The 23,636-nt window shown below is 40.5% G+C and carries 19 protein-coding genes; 10 read left to right on the forward strand and 9 right to left on the reverse strand.

What is annotated here, in order from left to right:
• Positions 1-11 precede the first annotated feature (11 nt).
• The 3 genes from eno to E0D95_RS03345 form a co-directional block, all read right to left on the reverse strand.
• A complete protein-coding gene (eno, locus tag E0D95_RS03335) occupies positions 12-1,301 on the reverse strand; it encodes a phosphopyruvate hydratase (protein WP_130802546.1) in 1,290 nt (429 codons plus the stop codon).
• A 96-nt stretch (positions 1,302-1,397) separates the two neighbouring features.
• A complete protein-coding gene (gene kdsA / locus E0D95_RS03340; RefSeq protein WP_130802547.1) occupies positions 1,398-2,255 on the reverse strand; it encodes a 3-deoxy-8-phosphooctulonate synthase in 858 nt (285 codons plus the stop codon).
• A gap of 25 nt (positions 2,256-2,280) precedes the next feature.
• Entirely contained in the window at positions 2,281-3,918 is a 1,638-nt protein-coding gene (locus E0D95_RS03345; protein WP_130802548.1) for a CTP synthase, read from the reverse strand.
• Positions 3,919-4,144: 226 nt separating this feature from the next.
• On the opposite strand from E0D95_RS03345, the gene E0D95_RS03350 reads away from it, so the two are divergent.
• The gene (locus E0D95_RS03350) at positions 4,145-4,585 is read left to right on the forward strand and encodes a superantigen-like protein SSL4 (protein WP_130802549.1); all 441 of its coding nucleotides are present in this window, start codon (positions 4,145-4,147) and stop codon (positions 4,583-4,585) included.
• 61 nt (positions 4,586-4,646) lie between these two features.
• Here E0D95_RS03350 and E0D95_RS03355 read toward each other — a convergent pair whose 3' ends face one another.
• Positions 4,647-5,045, reverse strand: a complete 399-nt coding sequence (locus tag E0D95_RS03355; protein ID WP_130804827.1) for a nuclear transport factor 2 family protein — start codon at positions 5,043-5,045, stop codon at positions 4,647-4,649.
• A 61-nt stretch (positions 5,046-5,106) separates the two neighbouring features.
• Positions 5,107-7,131 (reverse strand): NADPH-dependent 2,4-dienoyl-CoA reductase, encoded by a 2,025-nt coding sequence (locus tag E0D95_RS03360; protein ID WP_130802550.1) that lies wholly within the window; start codon positions 7,129-7,131, stop codon positions 5,107-5,109.
• A gap of 125 nt (positions 7,132-7,256) precedes the next feature.
• On the opposite strand from E0D95_RS03360, the gene E0D95_RS03365 reads away from it, so the two are divergent.
• From E0D95_RS03365 to putP, 5 genes are all read left to right on the forward strand, one after another.
• The gene (locus tag E0D95_RS03365; protein ID WP_130802551.1) at positions 7,257-7,829 is read left to right on the forward strand and encodes a PadR family transcriptional regulator; all 573 of its coding nucleotides are present in this window, start codon (positions 7,257-7,259) and stop codon (positions 7,827-7,829) included.
• 13 nt (positions 7,830-7,842) lie between these two features.
• Positions 7,843-8,763 carry an alpha/beta fold hydrolase gene (locus tag E0D95_RS03370; protein ID WP_130802552.1) on the forward strand — a complete coding sequence of 307 codons (921 nt, stop codon included), beginning with the start codon at positions 7,843-7,845 and terminating at the stop codon, positions 8,761-8,763.
• A 366-nt stretch (positions 8,764-9,129) separates the two neighbouring features.
• Positions 9,130-10,431 (forward strand): MFS transporter, encoded by a 1,302-nt coding sequence (locus E0D95_RS03375; RefSeq protein ID WP_130802553.1) that lies wholly within the window; start codon positions 9,130-9,132, stop codon positions 10,429-10,431.
• A 130-nt stretch (positions 10,432-10,561) separates the two neighbouring features.
• Positions 10,562-11,257, forward strand: a complete 696-nt coding sequence (locus E0D95_RS03380; RefSeq protein WP_130802554.1) for an SIR2 family NAD-dependent protein deacylase — start codon at positions 10,562-10,564, stop codon at positions 11,255-11,257.
• A gap of 431 nt (positions 11,258-11,688) precedes the next feature.
• The gene (putP, locus tag E0D95_RS03385) at positions 11,689-13,182 is read left to right on the forward strand and encodes a sodium/proline symporter PutP (RefSeq protein WP_130802555.1); all 1,494 of its coding nucleotides are present in this window, start codon (positions 11,689-11,691) and stop codon (positions 13,180-13,182) included.
• Between the two features lie 33 nt (positions 13,183-13,215).
• Here the strand turns inward: putP and E0D95_RS03390 are convergent, their stop codons facing one another.
• A complete protein-coding gene (locus E0D95_RS03390; RefSeq protein WP_130802556.1) occupies positions 13,216-13,704 on the reverse strand; it encodes an Lrp/AsnC ligand binding domain-containing protein in 489 nt (162 codons plus the stop codon).
• Positions 13,705-13,838: 134 nt separating this feature from the next.
• Between E0D95_RS03390 and putA the strand changes: the two genes are divergently transcribed.
• From putA to E0D95_RS03405, 3 genes are all read left to right on the forward strand, one after another.
• Positions 13,839-17,609, forward strand: coding sequence for a trifunctional transcriptional regulator/proline dehydrogenase/L-glutamate gamma-semialdehyde dehydrogenase (gene putA / locus E0D95_RS03395; protein WP_130802557.1), 3,771 nt, complete (start codon positions 13,839-13,841; stop codon positions 17,607-17,609).
• A 218-nt stretch (positions 17,610-17,827) separates the two neighbouring features.
• Entirely contained in the window at positions 17,828-18,913 is a 1,086-nt protein-coding gene (gene trmA / locus E0D95_RS03400; RefSeq protein ID WP_130802558.1) for a tRNA (uridine(54)-C5)-methyltransferase TrmA, read from the forward strand.
• 251 nt (positions 18,914-19,164) lie between these two features.
• A complete protein-coding gene (locus E0D95_RS03405; protein WP_130802559.1) occupies positions 19,165-19,392 on the forward strand; it encodes a hypothetical protein in 228 nt (75 codons plus the stop codon).
• A gap of 26 nt (positions 19,393-19,418) precedes the next feature.
• Here E0D95_RS03405 and E0D95_RS03410 read toward each other — a convergent pair whose 3' ends face one another.
• The gene (locus E0D95_RS03410) at positions 19,419-20,192 is read right to left on the reverse strand and encodes a phosphodiester glycosidase family protein (protein WP_130802560.1); all 774 of its coding nucleotides are present in this window, start codon (positions 20,190-20,192) and stop codon (positions 19,419-19,421) included.
• A gap of 171 nt (positions 20,193-20,363) precedes the next feature.
• Between E0D95_RS03410 and E0D95_RS03415 the strand changes: the two genes are divergently transcribed.
• Entirely contained in the window at positions 20,364-20,894 is a 531-nt protein-coding gene (locus E0D95_RS03415) for a lecithin retinol acyltransferase family protein (RefSeq protein ID WP_130802561.1), read from the forward strand.
• A gap of 14 nt (positions 20,895-20,908) precedes the next feature.
• Here the strand turns inward: E0D95_RS03415 and E0D95_RS03420 are convergent, their stop codons facing one another.
• Positions 20,909-21,676: a hypothetical protein gene (locus E0D95_RS03420; RefSeq protein WP_130802562.1), complete on the reverse strand. Its 768-nt coding sequence runs from the start codon at positions 21,674-21,676 to the stop codon at positions 20,909-20,911.
• A 124-nt stretch (positions 21,677-21,800) separates the two neighbouring features.
• Positions 21,801-23,528 carry a glutamine--tRNA ligase/YqeY domain fusion protein gene (locus E0D95_RS03425; protein WP_130802563.1) on the reverse strand — a complete coding sequence of 576 codons (1,728 nt, stop codon included), beginning with the start codon at positions 23,526-23,528 and terminating at the stop codon, positions 21,801-21,803.
• Positions 23,529-23,636: the final 108 nt, after the last annotated feature.

Below are 23,636 nucleotides of genomic sequence, written 5' to 3' on the forward strand. Positions count from 1 at the left end.
GCATCCAAAGATTAGTTTAGGCCTTTGAATTCAGCTTTACCGCGATATGCAGCATGAGTCAATTCTTCAATACGAAGTAATTGGTTATATTTTGCTACACGGTCAGAACGGCACAGTGAACCTGTCTTGATTTGACCTGCCGCAGTACCAACTGCCAAATCCGCAATGGTTGAATCTTCTGTTTCACCAGAACGGTGAGAAATAACCGTCGTATAACCATTGGCTTTGGCAAGGTAAATGGCATCTAAGGTTTCAGTCAATGTACCAATCTGGTTGTATTTGATCAGAATCGAATTACCCACTTTCTCATCAATACCACGTTGTAAAATCTTTGGATTTGTAACGAATAAATCATCACCTACCAATTGGATTTTATCGCCAAGAATTGAAGTTAAATAGCTCCAACCTTCCCAATCAGATTCATCCAGACCATCTTCAATCGAGATAATTGGATATTGATTGACTAGACCTGCTAAATAATCAGAGAACTGGTTGCTTGTGAATGCTTTATTGCCTTCACCTGCCAGAATATATTGACCATTTTTATAAAATTCAGACGATGCACAGTCAAGTGCAAGCATAATGTCAGAACCCGCTTTGTAGCCAGTTTGACCAATTGCTTCAAGAATCACCGTAATCGCTTCTTCGTTCGAACGTAAGTTCGGCGCAAAACCACCTTCATCACCCACCGCAGTGTTTAAACCTTTTTTGTTTAAAACTGATTTTAGAGAATGAAAAATTTCAGCACCCGCACGTAACGCTTCAGCAAAAGAAGTGAAACCCACTGGCTCAATCATGAACTCTTGAATATCAACATTGTTGTCTGCATGTGAACCACCATTGATGATGTTCATCATAGGTACAGGCATAGACAATGTAGTTTGACTACGTAAGTCTGCGATGTATTGGAAAAGAGGGATTTTCTTTTCAGTCGCAGCAGCGCGTGCAGCCGCTAGCGATACCGCTAAAGTTGCATTTGCACCTAATTTTTCTTTGTTTTCAGTACCATCAAGCGAGATCATCGTGTTATCGATGTCTTTTTGTTCAAATACTGATTTGCCCACTAAAGCGTCACGGATTAAAGTGTTTACGTTGTTAACCGCATTTTTAACACCTTTCCCTAAATAACGAGCTTTGTCACCGTCACGAAGTTCTAAAGCTTCACGAGAACCAGTTGAAGCACCAGATGGTGCACATGCACGGCCAACAACGCCAGATTCTAAAATGACATCAGCTTCGATGGTTGGGTTACCACGAGAGTCCAAAATTTCACGTGCACGAATGTCAACGATTTGGCTCATGAACAATTCCTCGGTTAAATGAATATGAAATAAGTCTTTTACAATTTAAACAACCCTAAACTGATTTATGGTCGTTTTTAATCTAAATGTAACAACTCAATGAGTATCTAAGGTTTTGAATCCTTTGACTAAGGTATCCAATTCTTTAATTTGCGCCAAAAATGGCTCAAGTTGCGATAAACGTAACGCTGATGGCCCATCACATTTGGCAACGTCAGGATCAGGATGCGCTTCTAAAAACAATCCAGCTAAACCTGTTGCCATGCCTGCTCGTGCCAAAGTGGTGATTTGCGCACGGCGACCACCAGCCGAATCAGCACGACCACCCGGTGTTTGCAAGGCATGGGTGACATCGAAAAACACAGGAACATTCATGTCTTTCATAATGTCAAAGCCAAGCATATCGACCACCAGATTGTTATAGCCAAACGCTGAACCACGCTCACATAAAATCAGTTTGTCATTTCCTGCTTCCAGACATTTATGCAAGATATGACGCATTTCATGTGGTGCAAGAAATTGTGCTTTTTTAATATTAATAATGGCTTGGGTTTTTGCCATCGCTACAACCAGATCAGTCTGACGGCTTAAAAATGCAGGAAGCTGAATAATATCGGCGACTGAAGCCACTGGCTCTGCCTGATAAGGCTCATGCACATCGGTAATAATTGGAACATTAAATTGTTTTTTAATTTCACCCAGCCATTCAACGCCTTTTTCTAAACCCGGCCCACGAAAAGAGTTCAAGCTAGAACGATTGGCTTTATCAAAGCTTGCTTTAAACACATAAGGAATATCAAGACGTTTGCAGATATCAATATAGGTTTCTGCAATTTCAAAAGCTAGGTCTTTGGACTCAAGTACGTTCATACCGCCGAATAATACAAATGGCAAATGATTTGCCATTTGTATATCGCCTAAACGTACAATTTCTTGTGGTTTTAATTGTGACATTTAAACTTCCTAGTTTATGCGTCGATTACTTGCTCTTTTGGTACTGCTTTTTCGCAGCATCAATAAAGCTTGCAAATAAAGGATGTCCATCACGAGGTGAACTTGTAAATTCTGGGTGGAATTGTACAGCAATAAACCACGGATGTTCAGGAATTTCGACTGTTTCTACCAAATGCTGCGCCGTTGAATAACCTGAAATTTTCATACCTGCTTTTTCAAGAGGTTCGATAAAACGGTTATTCATTTCATAACGATGGCGATGACGTTCGGTAATTTCAGCTTTACCATACACTTCACGGGTTTTGGTGCCTTCAACCAATTCAGACTTTTGTGCACCTAGACGCATGGTACCGCCTAAATCTGACTCAAGACTACGCTGTTGTAATTCACCACGTTCATCTAACCATTCAGTAATCAGACCAATTACAGGTGATTTAGTTGTACGGTTAAATTCTGTCGATGTAGCATCAGCTAAACCTGCCACATGACGCGCATATTCAACCACAGCCAGTTGCATACCGAGGCAAATTCCCAAAAATGGCACTTGTTTTTCACGGGCATACTGAATGGCTTTCATCTTACCTTCAGTTCCACGCTCACCAAAACCACCCGGAACTAAAATCGCATCAGCACTGTCTAATACAGACACATCTAAATCTTCAAATTTCTCAGCATCGACATAATCAATCTGAACTTTAACTCGATTCTGAATACCTGCATGTAACAAGGCTTCATTGACTGATTTGTATGCGTCTGGAAGCTCAACATATTTACCCACCATCGCAACGCGAACGGTATATTCTGGGTTAAATAATGCTTCACACACCTGATCCCAATCGGTCAAATCTGCTTCTGGCAAGTCATTGAAACCAAAGCGTTCGCAGATTAAATCGTCAACGTTTTGCTCATAAAAATCACGAGGAATCTGGTAAATGGTTTTCGCATCTTTACAGACCACAACCGCGCGAGCTTCAACATTGGTAAACAATGCGATTTTACGTTTGGTATCCGCATCGACATCGTGTTCAGTACGACAAATTAAGATATCTGGCTGAATACCAATCGACAGTAATTCTTTGACAGAATGCTGGGTTGGTTTGGTTTTCAATTCAGCAGCAGATTTAATATAAGGAAGTAAGGTGAGATGCATCAGCATGGTACGTTTATGACCAAGCTCTACCATCAACTGACGTACAGATTCCATAAAAGGCAGTGATTCGATATCACCCACTGTACCGCCAATTTCAACAATCGCAACGTCATAGCCTTCGCCTGCGGCGAGTACGCGTTCTTTGATATTGTCGGTAATGTGCGGAATCACTTGTACCGTACCACCAAGATAATCGCCACGACGTTCTTTGTTTAGAACGTCCTGATAAACACGACCACTGGTAAAATTGTTCAATTTGGTCATTTTCGCACGACGTAGGAAACGTTCGTAATAACCCAAATCTAGGTCAGTTTCGGCACCATCCTCTGTGACAAAAACTTCACCATGCTGGAAGGGACTCATTGTTCCCGGATCGACATTAATGTATGGATCCATTTTTACCATGGTCACTTTTAAACCACGGGCTTCTAAAAGTGCAGCAACTGAAGCAGCTGAAATACCTTTACCTAGTGATGAAACCACACCACCAGTCACGAAAATAAAATGGGTCATTGAGTTTCTCGTACAATCGAGCCTAAATCGGCCTACAATGTTGGGCAATTTTACTTTACTCTGTACCAATAAAGCAAAGTCAATCCACCGCAATTCATAGAACAATAAACAATTGGCTATTCTATCAGCATTTTCGATAAAAAATTAGCTACATAGCGCAGGATTTTCAATCTCATATTTGCTGCTATAATAGCTTTACCTTGATTAAGCATAGATTTGTGCGAGTATGAATAAGAAATTTCTAATATGTGGCTTGATTGCAACAGGTCTCCTTCTCACTGCATGTGTTAAAAAAGAACCACCGAAAGAAGAAGAGCAAGAACAGGTTGAAACCACCACTCAGGATCAACCCGAACAACCAGCCGAGTTTAAATCACTAGATAGTGCTGAAACACAACCAGAAACTCCAGCACAAGTACAGATTGAACGTGAAGAAACACCACACACTACGACCGAAGTGCGTCGCGAAGTAACTCCACCTACGCCAACCGATACGAATGTTACGGCGGCTCAACCGAAGAAAGAAGAAAGTAAATCAGATTCGGTTAAACCTGCCACTGAGCAATCGTCTTCTACCAAAGCTGCAACGAATAATAGTGATGCTCAAAGTGAAGATGATGCAGTTGCAGCAGCCATTGCAGCAGCTACTCCTGCTTTAAAAAATTAATTTAAACATCGGTACTATAAAAGCAAGCTAAAAGCAGATACTTCATTTGTATCTGCTTTTTTTATGGCGTGTAATTTGCCATACGCTGTCCCATTTTCTCAGCTAATGCCTGTAGACCACTCATGGGACGAATCATCACTTCAAAGTCAGTCATTTTCCCGTCCTGATTAAAACGAATCATATCGATACCTTTTAAACTTTTTTCTCCCACATTGGCACTAAATTCAAGCACGACATTCTGACCATCTTCGGTATAAAACTCGCGGTGATAAGTAAAGTTCTCAAAAATCGTAATCACATTACTCAAAATAAAGAAAACCACCTGTTTACCCTGATAAGGCTTAAATGCAACGGGCGAGTGAAAGCAAACGTCATCTGCCAACAGTTCGTTGAGAATGCTTATATCACGAGTGTCGAGCATCTCATGCCAGCGTTGTACTGATTGTTCAATTTTTGACATTTCTTCATCCTGAATAGTTAAATCAGGCTTAAGTCTACTCAATGCTTAAGCCTGATCATGTTTAAATTGTAGCTGCTAGCTCAGCACCCTGACGAATGGCACGCTTGGCATCCAGCTCGCCTGCTTCTTTGGCACCGCCAATCAAATGTACATTTTTTCCGCTTTGACGTAGCGCATCGTACATGGCTGTGTAGGATTCCTGTCCTGCACAAATCACCACGTTGTCTACATTTAAGGTCATTGGTTTATCTGCAACCATAATATGCAAGCCGTCATCATCAATTTTTTGATAATGGGCACCTGCAATCATTTTTACCTGACGATGTTTGAGCCCAGTACGATGAATCCAGCCTGTAGTTTTACCCAGATTCGCTCCAACAGATGAATCCTTACGTTGCAATAAGAATACTTCTCGCTCAGAAGGCTCAACTGTTGGCTGTTTTAATCCACCCACATTGGCATATGAGGTATCAATGCCCCATTCATCATAGAATTTTTCCGGATTGGTGGTTGCACTTTCACCATGTTGAGTGAGGTACTCTGCTGTATCAAAACCAATTCCCCCCGCACCAATAATCGCAACATGTTTTCCAACAGGCACACGCTCTCTTAACACTTGGATATAAGACAAGACTTTCGGATGATCAATTCCTTCAATTTGCAATTGGCGTGGTGTGACACCCGTAGCAACCACGATATCGTCAAAATTTGAATTGACCAGTTCATCAAATGTTGCCGTGTGATTTAAAACCAGTTGGATATTCGGCTGTAACTCAATTTGACGTTTGAAGTAACGTAATGTCTCGTAAAACTCTTCCTTACCCGGAATTGTTTTTGCAATATTAAATTGACCACCAATTTGATGACTGGCTTCAAACACTTTAACTTTGTGACCACGGCTGGCGGCATACACTGCAAAACTTAAACCTGCTGGACCTGCACCAATCACTGCGATCTGCTTTTGTGTAGTTGATTCTTTAAAAATAAGTTCTGTTTCATAGCAAGCACGTGGATTGACCAGACAAGTCGCGGTACGCATTGAAAAAATATGATCCAGACAGGCCTGATTACATCCAATACAGGTATTGATTTCATCACTACGACCTTCTTTTGCTTTTAAAACAAATTCAGGATCGGCAAGCATTGGGCGCGCCATGGAAATCATGTCTGCCTGACCCTGAGCCAAGACATGTTCAGCCATTTCAGGGGTATTAATACGGTTTGATGTGATCAATGGAACTTTCACTACACCTTTTAATTTTTCAGTGACCCATGTAAATGCTGCACGAGGAACTTTAGTTGCAATCGTCGGAATACGTGCTTCATGCCAGCCAATACCTGTGTTGATAATTGTTGCACCCGCTTTTTCAATTTCTTTAGCAAGATGAATCACTTCTTCAAGCGTCGAACCACCTTCGACTAAATCCAGCATCGATAAGCGGTAGATAATGATAAAGTTTTCACCCACTTCTGCACGGGTACGCTTGACGATTTCAATCGGGAAACGAATACGATTTTCATAGCTGCCACCCCACTCATCATCACGATGATTGGTTCGTGCCGCAATAAATTCGTTAATGAGATAACCTTCCGATCCCATAATTTCCACCCCATCATAACCTGCATATTGTGAAAGCTTGGCGCAGTTCACAAAGTCAGCAATGGTTTGTTCGACTTCAGCAGAACTCAGTTCTTTAGGTTTCACAGGATTAATTGGGGCTTGAATAGCAGACGGTGCAACATTTTCAGCCTGATAAGAGTAACGACCTGTATGCAAAATTTGTAAGGCGATCTTACCCCCAGCCTCATGCACCGCCTGAGTAATCACCTTGTGATGTTCTGCTTCTTCTAAGCTATCGAGTTTAGAGCCACCTGCAAAAGTTACGCCATCATCATTGGGAGAAATACCACCCGTCACAATCAAGCCAACTTCACCTTTAGCACGTTCTGCATAAAAAGCAGCCATACGCTCATAACCACCGGGTACTTCCTCTAACCCCACGTGCATTGACCCCATCAATACACGATTTTTTAAAGTCGTAAAACCTAAATCCAGCGGTGCTAATAAATGTGGATAGGATGACATAACTACTCCTTGGCTTGCTTTTATGCTTGCTTAATGCAACTTGTTGCATAAATTTATAATCAAATTTTGATTTTTATGCAACATGTTGCATAATCTGATCAGTCACAATTTGTGAGTAGAGTACCATGTCACTGTCCCATGTTTTATTAACCAGCTTGCTAGAAAAACCCAGTACTGGTTTTGAACTTGCACGGCGTTTTGATCGCTCCATGGGATTTTTCTGGAATGCCAGCCACCAACAAATTTATCGTGAACTGAATACGATGCTTGGTAAAGGCTGGATTTCCACTATAGAGGATGAACACGATCAGGGTCGTAAAAAAACCTATCAGGTTGAACAGCCCGGACGAATTGAACTGGCAGACTGGTTGATGCAGAAAAGTGAACCTGCTCAACTACGTGAAGATTTAATGGTACGTTTACGCGCTGATGCACAATTAGGTAGTCATCAAATTATTGAAGAGCTACAGCGACACTTGTCTTTACATCAAGATACATTAACGATTTACCAAAGCATGTACGACAAGGATTTTAAAAATACCACCAATCACAATCGGGTGTTATTTATTCACAAAAAAATTCTGGAACTTGGTATACACTCAGAACAAGGCTGGGTTGACTGGCTTGAAGAAGTTATTCCGCAACTCAAGCAATTTGAAATGACTGAAGTTCAACCTGAAAATGAGTCAGTAGACTAAAGAGGAATTATTCATGCCCTTTTATACCATGTCTGATCAGGAACAGTTATTTGTACGCCGTATTGGTCATGGCAAACCTGTTCTGGTGCTATCAGGTTTAGGTATGGTCAGTTGGCAATGGTTGCCTTTTATTTTTACTGAGCTCAATAAGTTTGAGTTCATTATTCCCGATTGGCGTGGTTTTGGTCGCTCTAAAAACTGTGCTATTCCTGAAAATATGGATGCCATTTCAAGTCATTGGCGTGATGTAGCCTGTTTAATTGAACAACTCAAGCTTGAAAACTTTATCGTAATTGGATATTCCATGGGCGCGACGACTGCCATGCATGGCATGCAACATGGTCATTTGACCCAGCAATTGGCTGGATATTTACACATTGATCAAACCCCAAAAATTGTTGTTGATGATTCATGGCAGTTTGGTTTATTTGGAGCGAAACACGCACAGTTTAAAAGTTTATTGGCCAAGCTGGATCATTTACTGAGTCTTTATCCTGATGCAATTTATTTGGATGATCTTGAATTTGAACATCGCCAAGCTTTGGTCAAATCTTGGGCAGAATTTATCGAACTTCAGGGAAGCAATAAGTACAGTCCTATTATTTTTAAAATGGCACTCAATCGGCCCCCTTTACAGAAATACTTATTGCCTATTCAACGGGTCGATTATTTACATTGGTATATTAAAAACTATCTTTATCACCAAGAGGATTACCGGCAGGCATTGACGCAGCTTCAATGTCCAACCACCTTTTTTATAGGGAAAAATTCAAGCTTGTACCCCGAAGCAGGACAAACCATTGTTGCCAACAGTGTGAAAAAATCTCAACCTGTCTATTTTAAACGTTCGGGTCATACGCCATTAATTACTGAACCTAAAAAATTTAGTCAGGAAATTCGCAACTTTTTATCGGATTGGACTTCTGCTCACTAAGCCATTTATTTGTACACTTAACTGATAAAACTTAAAGTAGCGCAGTCAACTGAATTTCATAGTTGCATCCTCCTGAATATTTTACGTACGACAGCTAAAAATAGATGCCGATTTTATGTGCAAGTAGATAAGATCCCATAAACAGCTTAAACAAAAATATAAATCAAATACTTAAGCTTATATAGCATAAGCCTTGAGATTCCGGGCTTTCCTTAAATCCTTTAAATGTAAACTTTTACTATAGATTGCCGATCTACAACAGGAGTATGCTTTTATCTTTCTCATGATATGAGAATAAGTTTGGGCGATCAGTCAAGTCAGGTTTAAGCCATGACAAGACCAAAATTGAATCATAAGGATATAAGCATGAGTGAAACCGAAGTAGTTTATAGCAAAGAAGAAAAAAAGAAGCGTGTCCTCGGGATTGTAGGTGCATCATCAGGTAATTTAGTGGAATGGTTTGATTTCTATATTTATGCAGTTTTTGCCATGTATTTTCAGCATGCCCTTACTGCACCAGATATGAATTCCACCGCACAAGGCATTTACGTGTGGGGCGTGTTCGCAGCAAGTTTCTTTATGCGCCCAATTGGTAGCTGGTTATTTGGTCGAATTGCAGATAAACATGGTCGTAAACAATCTATGGTCATTTCGATTGCTTTAATGGCAATCAGTTCATTTCTGTTTGCATTACTTCCAACTTATGATCAAGTCGGCATGATTGCGCCGTTCTTACTATTATTAGTTCGACTGCTACAAGGTCTATCTGTCGGTGGTGAATACGGCGCTGTGGCAACCTACATGAGTGAAATTGCGCTTAAAGGGCATCGCGGTTTCTATGCTTCTTTTCAATATGTAACGCTTTCAGGAGGTCAATTACTTGCCAGTCTGGTTGGAGTGATATTGCTTGCATTCATGTCTGAACAACAACTGATGGATGGTGGCTGGCGAATTCCATTTGTGATTGGGGGTATTGCAGCGATTGTTTCCTTACTGGCTCGAAGCAAACTGGAAGAAACGCTTTCACACGAAGACAGTGAAAAGAAAGAATCTGGTTCTTTGCGTGAGCTATTTAAACATCACTGGAAAACTTTTCTACTGGTAGTAGGTTATACCTCAGCAGGTTCACTGACATTCTATGTTTTAACGGTTTATTCAAAAACTTACATTACCAGTTTAGGTATTGAAGGTAAGACCGTTGGCTACATGATGACCTGTGCTCTATTTGTTTATATGATTGCACAGCCTTTATTCGGTGCAATTTCCGACCGAATTGGTCGCCGTGCTTCCATGTTGGCATTTAGTGCTGGTAGTGCCATTTTAATCTATCCAGTGATGGTAATCGCTATGCGTCATTTTAGCTATTCACCTATTATTATCACACTGTTGCTTATCTTCCTCATGATGTTCCTGAGTTTTTACACCTCAATCAGTGGTTTGATTAAAGCAGAAATGTTTCCACCGCATGTTCGTGCATTAGGCGTAGGTTTTTCTTATGCTGTTGCAAATGCTATTTTTGGTGGTTCAGCTCCTGCAGTTGCTTTACAATTTAAACAAGCCGGTGTGGAAAATGAATTCTTTATTTATGTTATTATCATGCTAATTATCTGTTTCTTTTGTAGTTTTAAATTACCTAAAGAACCTGAATATTTACATCATGACAAATAATTGATTGAGTCCTTTGAAATATCCGCCCAATATGGCGGATATTTTTTGCCTACATTCTCACTTGAATATTCTCTCACTTGGTTTATACCTTTATATAGTGCAATTCAATATAAATAAGGATTGAGACCATATGAAAAAACTGGTGGTGTTCTCAGGTGCTGGTATGAGTGCAGAAAGTGGCATTCGCACTTTTCGGGACAGTGATGGGCTATGGGAAAATTATCGGATTGAGGACGTTGCTACGCCCGAAGCATGGCAACGCAACCCCGAACTGGTTCAACGCTTTTACAATGAACGACGCAAAAATATTTTAACTGCTGAGCCCAATCTTGCACATCAATACATTGCAAGACTAGAGCCCTTTTTTGATGTTCAAGTCATTACACAGAATATAGATGATTTGCATGAACGTGCAGGATCTAGTCATGTATTGCATTTACATGGCAATATTCGTTTAGCTAAAAGTTCTGGGCCAAACGCACAATTTACACAGGAGTTTTATCCGATTGAGGGTTGGGAACTCGACTTGAAACATGACCAATGCCCTCAAGGTTATCCGCTTCGTCCACATGTGGTCTGGTTTGGAGAAGCAGTGCCCGCTTATGAAGATGCAATTGATCTTATACAAGATGCAGATATTTTCATTGTCATTGGTTCAAGTTTAGCTGTTTATCCCGTGGCAGGTCTCATTCATGAAATTCCAGCACACTGCCAAGCTTTTTATATAGACCCGAAAGCCGATTACTCACGCGTACCGACTCAATACCAGCTCATTAAAAAAACAGCATCTGAGGGTATGGCACAACTTTTTCAGCAATTTACATAAGGCAACTCTTTATATAATTATATAAGGCAGCTTTTTACATTGTGATAACGTGAAATTTTAAAAGTACATAAGCAAAATTTCTTTTTTGATGCGTTCAAATTTTTATTTGTCTAATTTTAAAGCAACACAAATTAACATGATCGGCTACATCTTGAGCATTTTGCTGCATATTTAAACTTTTCTTGTTCATTTGATCAGCTTTTTTAAACACCCAATTAAGATAAAACTCCTAATCAATTGAAAAATATAAGATATTAAATAAATTTTTTACACAAGATATTTTTACACAAATTTACATTAAATATACGTAAAATTAACAGTTATTATTTTGGCATCCGTGTTTGAATCAACGCCTTATTTTTAGGCAACCAAATTTTTTGTTTGGACTGGTTGATTACTCGCGTAAATGCACATAAGGATAGGTCCCACACATGAATTCTATCAACCCAACCGTTATCACGTTTGTGTTCTATATCGTGGCAATGGTCTGTATTGGTCTCTACGCTTACCGAGCAACAAGAGACTTTTCAGATTATATTTTAGGTGGACGAAGCCTCGGTAGTTTCGTTACTGCGTTATCTGCTGGTGCATCGGACATGAGTGGCTGGTTGCTCATGGGTTTACCTGGCGCAATTTATTTGTCTGGGCTTTCAGAAGCCTGGATTGCAATTGGTCTGATTATCGGGGCATGGCTGAACTGGTTATTCGTTGCTGGCCGCTTACGTGTACATACCGAAGTTCAGTCAAACTCGTTGACCCTTCCAGATTATTTTACCAATCGTTTCAATGACACCAAAAAATTATTACGTGTCTCCTCTGCGCTGATCATATTGATTTTCTTCTCGATTTACTGTGCATCAGGCATGGTTGCGGGTGCGCGCTTATTCGAAACCATTTTTGGCATGGACTATCATACCGCGTTATGGGTAAGTGCAATTGCAACGATCAGCTACGTGTGTATTGGGGGTTTCCTCGCAATTAGCTGGACAGATACTTTTCAGGCAGGGATGATGTTTTTTGCCTTGATGCTGACTCCGATTTTCGCATATCTCGCCATTGGTGATGGTCAGCAACATGTGACTCAACTCATTCAGGAAGCACGTCCACATGCAATGAATATGCTGTCTGGAGTGAGTTTTATCGCGATTATTTCCGCAACTGCATGGGGCTTAGGCTATTTTGGTCAGCCGCATATTTTAGTGCGTTTTATGGCTGCGGACTCAGTAAAATCAATTCCAGCGGCTCGTCGCATCGGCATGTCTTGGATGATTCTATGCCTAGGTGGTGCTGTGGGCGCGGGTTTCTTCGGTATCGCATTTTTCCAGTTGCACCCTGAACTGGCAGGCAACGTCAGTAAAAACTCTGAACTCGTATTTATGGAATTGGCACAGATTCTATTTAATCCTTGGGTAGCAGGTATTATCATGGCTGGTATTTTATCGGCGGTGATGAGTACCCTAAGCTGTCAGTTACTGGTCTGTTCAAGTACACTCACTGAAGATTTTTACAAATCTTTTCTGCGTAAAAATGCCTCGCAAAAAGAATTGGTCTGGGTTGGTCGTTTGATGGTACTTGCCATTTCAGTGTTTGCGATTTGGTTAGCAAGTAATCCTGAAAGTAAGGTTCTGGGTCTAGTAGCGTATGCATGGGCAGGTTTTGGTGCGGCTTTTGGTCCATTAATTATTCTGTCCCTGTTCTGGAAACGCATGACCTTAAACGGCGCGTTGGCAGGTATGATCGTTGGTGCAGTCGTGGTCATTGGCTGGAAAAACCTGTTTGCTTCTACTGGTCTATATGAAATTGTTCCGGGCTTCGTTCTTGCAATGATCACCATCATTGTGGTGAGTTTATTAGGTAAACAACCGGGCAAAGAAGTCACTGAACGCTTTGAAGAAGCCGATCGCTTGTATCATGAAACAAAATAATCCATTAAAATTTAGTTTTTAAAATAAGGGACTTTAAGAAGTCCCTTTTTTTATCGTTCGCTTTGGTAATTTAATCTTGGAGGTATCTTTCACAACCTGCATGACAGGATAACTACGTGTTTCTTTGACGCCGGGAAGTTGCCATAACGTTTCACCTGCAAACTTGCGGTATTCTTCCATATTGGCACTACGGACTTTCATGAGAAAATCAAAGCCACCACTGGTCATGTGGCATTCTACAATCTCAGGATATTCCATCACAGCTTCGATAAATTCATTCAATCCATTTGAAGTGGTTTTATCCAGTAACACCTCCACAAAGACCAAAAAACTGGCATTGAGCTTTTCTGGGTTTAATTTTGCTTCATAACCAATGATAAATTCTTCTTTGGTCAGCTTTTGTACCCGTGCCATTACAGCCGTTGCAGAAAGATTCACTTCTTCAGCCAATTTTGTATTCGAAATTTTCCCATCTTCTTGAAGAATATCAAGAATTTTTAAATCTACACGATCTAATGCCATAAACACCCCTCAAAACAAAATATTTCACTAAAAAATACCCATATTATAGTGAGTTATTCGGTAATTATTTTGCAATGATAAATTATCTAAACCTATCTCACAATATTAGAGTGAGATCGTCACTGGAATTTGACATGAATATGATGGATACCGACCCAAAGATGGACACAGCGAAACCTCATTTCGGATATATCACTGAATTTAAAGAAAAAAGTGAACTGGAAGAGCGTATTAATACTGCATGGCGTCGTCCAGAACCTGAATCTGTAGAAACCCTACTTGAAGCCGCTGCAATTTCAGATGAACTTGACCATAAAATTTATGAATTAGCCTTTGATCTTGCCAATGGGTTACGTGAACGTAAGACTTCTTCGGGCAAAGCAGGCATTGTCCAAGGTTTATTACAAGAGTTTTCGCTTTCATCTCAGGAAGGTATTGCCCTCATGTGCCTTGCTGAGGCTTTACTACGCATTCCTGATGCAGCCACTCGTGATTTATTGATTCGTGACAAAATCAATCAGGGCAACTGGAAAGACCATTTAGGTCAAAGTAGTTTAATGTTTGTCAATGCAGCAGCATGGGGTTTGATGCTCACTGGCAAACTGATGGAAACACCAAAGCAAGGTAGTTTGTCTGGCTTACTGACTTCGATTTTGGCACGTAGTGGCCGCGGTATTATTCGTAAAGCCGTCGATGTTGCCATGCGTATGATGGGTGAGCAATTTGTCACAGGTGAAACGATTCAAGAAGCCTTGGACAATGCGAAATCACTAGAGGACAAAGGTTTTCGTTATTCATACGATATGCTAGGTGAAGCCGCACTGACCGATCATGATGCCGAGCGTTATTTTAATGATTATACACAAGCGATTCATGCGATTGGTCAAGCATCCAATGGTAAAGGCGTATATGACGGTCCGGGCATTTCGATCAAGCTCTCTGCCCTACATCCACGTTACCAGCGTTCGCAAATTGCCCGTGTCCACAACGAACTGTATGGTAAAGTCTTTGAACTGGCACAACTTGCCAAGAAATATGACATCGGCTTAAATATCGATGCTGAAGAAGCAGATCGTCTGGAAATTTCACTTGAATTACTAGAACGCCTTTGCTTTGAGCCTGAACTTGCAGGCTGGAAAGGGATTGGTTTTGTCATTCAAGCCTATCAAAAACGCTGCTTCTATGTAGTCGATTATGTCGTTGATCTGGCGAAACGTAGTCAAAAACGCCTAATGATTCGTTTGGTGAAAGGCGCATATTGGGACAGTGAAATTAAAAAAGCCCAAATTGATGGAATGGATGACTACCCTGTCTTTACCCGAAAAGTTCACACTGATTTGTCTTATATTGCCTGTGCGAAAAAGCTATTGGCAGCCCCTGAGCAGATCTATCCACAGTTTGCGACGCATAACGCGCAATCACTAGCCACCATTTACCAGTTGGCCGATCCAAGCAAATATTATGCAGGACAGTACGAATTTCAATGCTTGCATGGTATGGGTGAACCACTGTATGAACAAGTGGTTGGCGCGCGCAGTGATCATAAACTTGGCGTTCCATGTCGTATTTATGCCCCAGTCGGCAACCATGAAACGTTACTGGCGTATCTGGTGCGCCGTTTGCTTGAAAATGGAGCAAATACTTCATTTGTGAACCGTATTGCCGATCAAAATTTAAAAATTGAAGATCTGATTCAGTCACCGTTTAAAGAGATACACAGCATTGCCACACGTGAAGGTAAAGCGGGTTTAAAACATCCGGGGATTCGCCTTCCAATCGATTTGTATGGCACCTTGCGTCAAAATTCCAAAGGCTTTGATCTTGCCAATGATGCAACATTGGCTGAATTAAATGAAACAGCACAACAGCTTGAAAATAAAGTCTGGGAAAGTAAAGCCCTTGTTGCCCAAGCTGTTGATCAGATTGAAGTGAGTCCACAGGCCTTGCTCAATCCTGCAATTCATTCAGACATCGTCGGTTATGTTCAGGAAGCAACACTTGAACATGTTGAAGTTGCCTTGCATTCGGCTATTCAAGCACAACACACTTGGACAAATACTGCAAAACATCAACGTGCAGCTGCATTAAAACAAGCAGCTAACTTGATGGAATCACGCATGCAGGAGCTCATGATTTTATTGTGCCGTGAAGCAGGTAAAACCTATGCCAATGCGATTGCTGAAGTGCGTGAGGCAGTAGATTTTTTACGCTATTACGCGACTCAAATTGAAAGCCTGAATCCTACTATCCAAATTCAGTCTTTGGGTACCGTGTTGTGTATTAGTCCGTGGAATTTTCCGTTGGCCATTTTTACTGGTCAAATTGCAGCAGCTTTAGTGGCTGGAAACTGTGTGATTGCCAAACCTGCGGAGCAGACGCCATTGATTGCTGCACAAGCCGTGCAAATTTTGCATGAAGCTGGTATTCCTACTGATGTGCTACAACTGTTGCCGGGGCGCGGTGAAACTGTCGGTGCAAAACTCAGTGCTGATGATCGTATTCAGGGTATTATGTTTACGGGTTCAACTGAAGTTGCCAAGATTTTACAAAAAACCGTTGCTCAACGTGTTTCACCTACAGGACAGCCGATTCCACTGATTGCAGAAACTGGCGGTCAAAATGCCATGATTGTCGACTCATCTGCGTTGACTGAGCAAGTGGTCATTGATGTGGTGAATTCTGCTTTTGATAGTGCAGGTCAACGTTGCTCTGCACTGCGCATTTTATGTGTACAGGAAGACAATGCAAAAACGCTTGTGACCATGCTTAAGGGTGCCATGCAGCAATTGATCATGGGTAATCCATTTATCTTAAAAACAGATATTGGTCCAGTGATTGATTTAGAGGCAAAACAGACCATTGACCAGCATATTCAAAAAATGCGTAGCAAAGGCTACCCTGTTCATCAATTCATTTTAAACAATGACAGCTCAGATCAAACTGAATTCAAGCAAGGTACATTTGTTGCACCAACACTGATTGAACTTCCAAACCTTGATGATCTTGAGCGTGAAGTCTTTGGCCCAGTTTTGCATGTCATTACTTATAAACACGGCGAAGTAAAACAACTGCTTGAGCGTATTAATGCCAAAGGTTATGGCTTAACCATGGGCTTGCATACACGCATTGATGAAACCATCAATACCGTCGTGGAACATGCTGAAGTTGGAAACTTGTATATTAACCGAAATATCGTGGGTGCTGTGGTCGGTGTGCAACCTTTTGGTGGCGAAGGCTTATCTGGTACAGGACCAAAAGCAGGTGGCCCACTCTATCTTTACCGTCTCATGGCAGATTGTTCTGAAAAAGCCTTACAGGTTCCATTTGGAGTAAAAATAGAGAAAGTTTCTGAGCCATTACCACAACTCGCCTTATTCCGTGAATTTTTTGCATGGGTAAAACAGCACTACCCTGAGCATAAGTTTCCGAACGTGGTGCCAATGAATGTCGGTCATGCTTTTGAATTACAAGGGCCAACAGGTGAAAATAACGGTTATATGATGTTACCGCGCAAACGTGTCTTGGCTCTTGCGCAAAATGAACTGGATTTGATCCATCAAATGTTAGCAATTTTTGCAGTCAACAGTCAGGTTGCCTTACTTGAAGGTCATGCATTCTTGCAAAAGTTTGCACAGCAGCTTCCTAAAGCCGTTCGTCAATCAATCATTGAAGTTGGTCATGTCGAACATGGTGATTTTGATGCAGTGCTTCATCACGGTTCGATTGATGAATTGCACATATTACAAACTCAAATTGCCAATCGTAAAGGTGCAATTGTGGGCATTACCCATATGCAAAATTCAGAACAGGTTATTCCACTAGAACGTCTTGTGATTGAACATGCAATCAGTGTTAATACTGCTGCCGCAGGAGGTAATGCCAGTTTGATGACCATGTCTGAGTAAAAGTATGCCTCAGTAACTATGTCTACATCAATCAAATCTGTATAACGATATAAACGCCCTAGATGTTTAACATTTGGGGCGTTTTTAATTTCATTGAATCTATAAATTTACATGTACTGAATAAACTTCACATTCAGCTTCCACCTAAGTTTTCTCCCTCTCAATCTGTTTTTTTGCTACTATTTGCGCTTTGATTAGTCTTGTTATTTTTCCTCTTTATGTCTCAAACCTATCAGCAACAGCTTCAAGTTAAGATTGAACGAATCACACAACAATTTGCCGAATTTAATGCACCAGAACTTGAGGTGTTTGAATCTCCTGAGCAATATTACCGTATGCGCGCAGAATTTCGTCTTTGGCATACTGATGATGATTTGTTTTATGCCATGTTTGAACGTGCTGAAGATGGTAAACAAAAAGAAGTTGTTCGTGTGGATGAGTTTCCTATTGCAGATAAAAGCATTAATCAACTCATGCCACGCTTATTAGAAGAACTCAAAGCTCATCCAATTTTATCGCAGCGAATTTTTGAAGCGGATTTTTTAGCCACTTTAAGCGGTGAAATGCTGGTGACCCTCATTTACCATCGAAAACTGGATACTGAATGGGAAAATGCGGCTAAGGCTTTGGCTGAAAAACTCAATATTAAAATTATGGGTCGTAGTCGCGGTCAAAAAGTCATTATTGGCGAAGACTATGTGGTTGAACAACTCGATGTGCATGGTCGTACGTTTAAATACAAACAAATTGAAAGTAGCTTTACTCAGCCGAATGCACAAGTCTGCCAAAAAATGCTGACATGGGCATGCGATGTCATTCAAGATTCAGATCAGGACTTACTTGAGCTGTATTGTGGCAATGGTAACTTTACGCTGCCATTGTCTTTGCATTTTCGCCGTGTGCTTGCTACCGAGTTGGCAAAAAGTTCAGTCTATGCTGCGCAGTGGAATATTGAACAAAATCAGATTGATAATATCCAGATTGCACGACTTTCTGCCGAAGAGTTTACTCAGGCATATCAAGGTGAACGTGAATTTAGACGCTTACAAGAAGCCAATATTGACCTTCAAAGCTACGACTTCGATACCATTTTTGTAGATCCTCCCCGCGCAGGCATTGACGATGAAACGCTGAAACTTCTGGCTGGTTTTAAGCGTATTCTCTATATTTCCTGTAACCCAGATACGCTGTATGACAACCTAAAAACTTTAAGCCAGACGCACCGTATTCGCCGCTTTGCACTGTTTGATCAATTCCCATTTACTCATCATGTTGAATCTGGAGTATTGCTCGAATTAATTTAAACAAATTATTGCAATGTAACTTTTAGAATAGAGGGTTTTGAGATAACCCTTTATTCTTTATAAATATTTTAATATAAAAAGATGATATAAATCAAAGATCAAGCCCCTTAGACTGTCATAATTTCGTTAAATCCGAGTGTTATCATCGGAAAATTTAGAGTTCAATTGTTGCTTTTATCACTTTAGTTGACTTGTATTTTATTTTATTTTGGCTATATTTCGAGCTATGTTAGGTTGAATGTGAAGGCTCTATGAGTTTTTGGCAAAAGCTGTTTTCAGCAGATGAAATCAACAACGAGCATAAGAATCAAATTGCTTGTGTTGAAAATGATTGTTCTTGTAAGACAAATGAGCAGTTAGTCTCTGCTTTAGCAAAAGCAACTGACGAAGATATGATTAAAGGTATTAAGAAAGTACTAGTATCTCGTGGCTATAGTCGTAAAGAGTTGAATGAAATAAATCATCATCCTGTGCAGTAAAAAGAGCCGCCATTTTGGCGGTTTTTTTATGGTTTAATACATGTTTGTTGAGTCACCACAGCCAACATGGGTCCAAGTTTGTAACGCCGATCTCGCCGATTAATCTCTGGAAAATATAAACTTGAGATTGAACCATCTAAATACAATGCATTTTCTATATTCAAATCTGTTTTAAAGAAATCTGCAAACTGGTAAAAATTAACAGGATTGCGACTTATTGCAAAATATAACTTATTCTCTTTTATCCCTACGCCATTTCTAATTTTTAAAGAATTTGAGTTGGGTAGAAAGTGAGGATTAATTTGTCCATCAAATACTAACATCGGACCAGATTGAGTTGCATACTCTGCATTAAAATGCAGATTTTTATAGTTTTGAGTGCTCTTTATAACAGCTTGTTGAGAATTCCAAGCCAGAACACCATTCGGTTGCATAAAGAAGTTCCCAAAGCCCTGTTGTTGATTGACTGTGTTTAACTCTTTACCATTTTCAATATATAAACCGACGGGGGCATAATCTGGATGATACATGCCTGCATTCATGGCAAACATTAACGTTTCACAGCTTGTGAGCTGCTGTGTAATCTTCTCAAACTTCAAGAAAGGATGCCCTGTTTCATCCTGCCAAAATAATTTAAGTTTTGATAAATCTTTGATCTGAAACACATCTACTTTCGCCCCTGAAGCCATTTGTCTTGCCTGATAGCTGATAGTTTCATCTGCATACGATGAACACGCCACAAAACTCGATAGAACTGGAAAAATGAAGGCAATACTTATAAGGTTGTTGAACTTAAACATGCTTTAGATCGACCAATTTTATTCCTCATCATGAATGAGACTCAAACCACTAACAATGAACCTGAACTGATTATTGCACTTGATTGAAGCACTTTTATTAAATAATCGTTATAATCTGGTCATGATCATGCTAATACAATACAGTTGTGTAGATTGTTGGATCGGGTGAATATGCAACATTCAGTTAAACGATTTCCACTTGGTTCTCATCTTGTCGTGAAGCATATGGGCTATAGTCACCATGGGATTTATGCAGGTCGTGGACGGGTCATCCATTATTCTGGTTTTGCCCATCTTTTCAAAAAGAAACCCATTGAAATAACGTCCGTAGAAAAGTTTTCACATGGCAAACAAGTCCATGTTCGCTATTATCACCAGCCGAAATATAAAGGACGAGTCGTGGTCAGACGTATTCGCTCACGTATGCATGAAAATAACTATCACTTAATTATGAATAACTGCGAACATTTGTGTAGTTGGGCCATTACTGGCATCGAAAGTAGCCCGCAAGTGGTCAAAATGATGAATCGCCTCACTACATTAGGCTATATCAGCTCACTGATGAGTTATATGAATAGTTTTTATCTGACCATTGCTACGACATGTTTTGCCTTAGTCTTCTATATTAAGAAAAAATTACGAGACAAAGCCAAGATGAAAATGCCGACCTATTTATTGTATAAACAGCGGCATAAAGAATAGCTCGGAGGTAGATTTTAGATTTTTATTGCCACTGATATTCGACTTATAAAGTAGAAAACCAACTGCACCATAATCGCCATTAAAACACCAACCACAACCACAGACCAAAAATCAAAAGAGTTCCATCCAGTTGCCAGAGCAATAAAAAAAGTAGTTAATGAATATAAGCCTCTGACTGTTCCATGATACAACATGGCTACCGCTTCACTGCCCTGCATAATATGGGTGAAAATGGCCATGACAGAACCAATAATAGGAAATACGGCAAGTAATCCGCTCCATTGACTATTTAATACATACGCCAACGTGGTGACTGTAAGTGTAAATATTCCACCCGTCAGCATTCTTAGTGCTAAGTCATTAAATTGACGCGTTGGTAGGCTAATCGTGGATAATTTTGGCAAAATCAATGGTGTCAGTATTAAACCCAATATTGCGACAACACTCACCACATACAAATTTTGAGGTACAAAAGTAAGTAAAACTGATGTCACCATCCACACCAGAATTCCACCCAGAAATGACAGACTCCAGTGACAAGATCGACTGAGCCAGCAATATGTAATCCCAAAACTAAGTAATGACACAACACCGGAAATCCCTGCTGTCGCTGCATGTAAACCAAACTCAACACCTTGTTCACAGGCCATCAACACCACAATAGGACCCGCAACCACAGGCATACCACTTAAGATACCTGCGACTTTATTGCCCCAGCGTCGACCAGCCAGACTCACCAGAAGAATAAAAAAAGGAACAATCAATAATTTAGCAATAAGCATGTGATAACCATGAAAAAGCCTCTACAGATAGAGGCTAAATTGAACTTTAAAAAGAGATTTTCCGAAAAAACAAGGTATTGCGCTTATTACCCTGCGGGACCTTACGAAAAAATAAGGCGTTGCCTTATTTTTTCTCAAGTTTGAAGCTGTCTTTCAAATCCAAAATGCGGTTAAACACAGGTTTTTCAGGACGATGATCATATCGATCTGCAACAAAATAACCTTCACGTTCAAACTGGAAACGATCTTCTGGTTGAGCTTCGGCCAATGCCGGTTCAATATAAGCCTGAACCACTTTTAATGATTCAGGATTCAAATTTGCCAAGAAATCATCATCTGCATCTGGCGCAGCCTCAGTAAATAACCGTTCATAAATACGAACTTCCGCAGGAACACCTTTGCTTGCAGACACCCAATGAATCACGCCTTTTACTTTACGACCTTCTGGATTTTTACCCAAAGTTTCAGGATCAATTGAACATTTCAGTTCAATCACTTCACCATTGGCATCCTTAATCACTTCATCACACTTGATAACATAGGCATGGCGTAAACGCACTTCACCGTCAGGAACCAAACGTTTAAAGCCTTTTGGCGGTACTTCCTCAAAATCTTTACGGTCAATATAGATTTCACGGGTTAATGGAATCACACGTTCACCCATATCTACATTTGGATGACGGGCATGTTTCAAGTCCAATTCTTCTGGCAAATTGGTCAAGGTGACTTTAAGTGGATTGAGTACAGCCATACCACGTGCAGCGGTATTTTCCAAAGACTGTCGAATACAAAATTCGAGCATCGCTACATCGACAATACCATCGGTTTTAGACACGCCAACACGACGACTAAAATCACGCAAACCTTCAGGTGTGAAACCGCGACGGCGCATACCTACAACGGTTGGCATACGCGGATCATCCCAGCCATTGACATAGCCACCTTCAACCAAACGACGTAATTTTCGCTTAGAGGTAATGGTGTAATCAATATTTAAACGCGAAGATTCGTATTGGCGTGGCACATCTGGTGAATGTACTTTTTCAATGACCCAGTCATAAAACGGACGGTGATCCTGAAACTCCAATGTACAAAGTGAATGCGTTACCCCTTCTATCGCATCTGACAATGGATGTGCATAGTCGTACATTGGGTACATTTTCCATTTATCACCCGTTTGGTGATGCTCAGAATGTAAGACACGATACAAAATTGGGTCGCGCATGTGAACATTGTTACTGCTCATATCAATCTTGGCGCGCAGCACTGCTTCACCTTCTTTAAACTCACCATTACGCATTTTCTCAAAACGCTCGAGGTTTTCAGCAATGCTTGTATCACGATACGGTGAATTTTTACCTGGTTCTACAAAGTTACCGCGGTTAAGCTTAATTTCTTCAGGACTTTGCAAGTCCACATAAGCATCACCCTGTTCAATCAGTTGAACCGCCCATGCATAAAGTTGATCGAAATAACCTGATGCATAACGTGGCTCACCTTGCCATTCAAAGCCCAGCCACTTCACATCATTTTCGATACCATCAACATATTCTTGTTCTTCGGCATCTGGATTGGTATCGTCAAAACGCAGGTTACAATAGCCATCAAATTCTTCTGCAACACCAAAATTTAAGCAAATCGCTTTGACATGACCAATATGCAAATAACCATTCGGCTCAGGTGGAAAACGGGTCACGACGGTTTTGGTTTTACCACTGGCTAAATCATCAGTAATGACCTGACGCACAAAATCTAAGCCGGCCTGTTGTTCTTGCTGCGCAGAATCGACAGATGCATGAGTATTCGATGTCGGAGAATTGGGCACAGTTGAAACAACATCATTTGGCTTCATATAAATATTTCACTTCTTTACAGTTAAAATTTGACTGAATGAAACGTAATCTTCATTTTTTATCAAAGAAATTTACGTTTTTTACTTGCTATGTAGTTTACAGTTTGC

It is taken from the genome of Acinetobacter ihumii (genome assembly GCF_900625095.1).
GTDB classification, from domain to species: Bacteria; Pseudomonadota; Gammaproteobacteria; order Pseudomonadales; family Moraxellaceae; genus Acinetobacter; species Acinetobacter ihumii.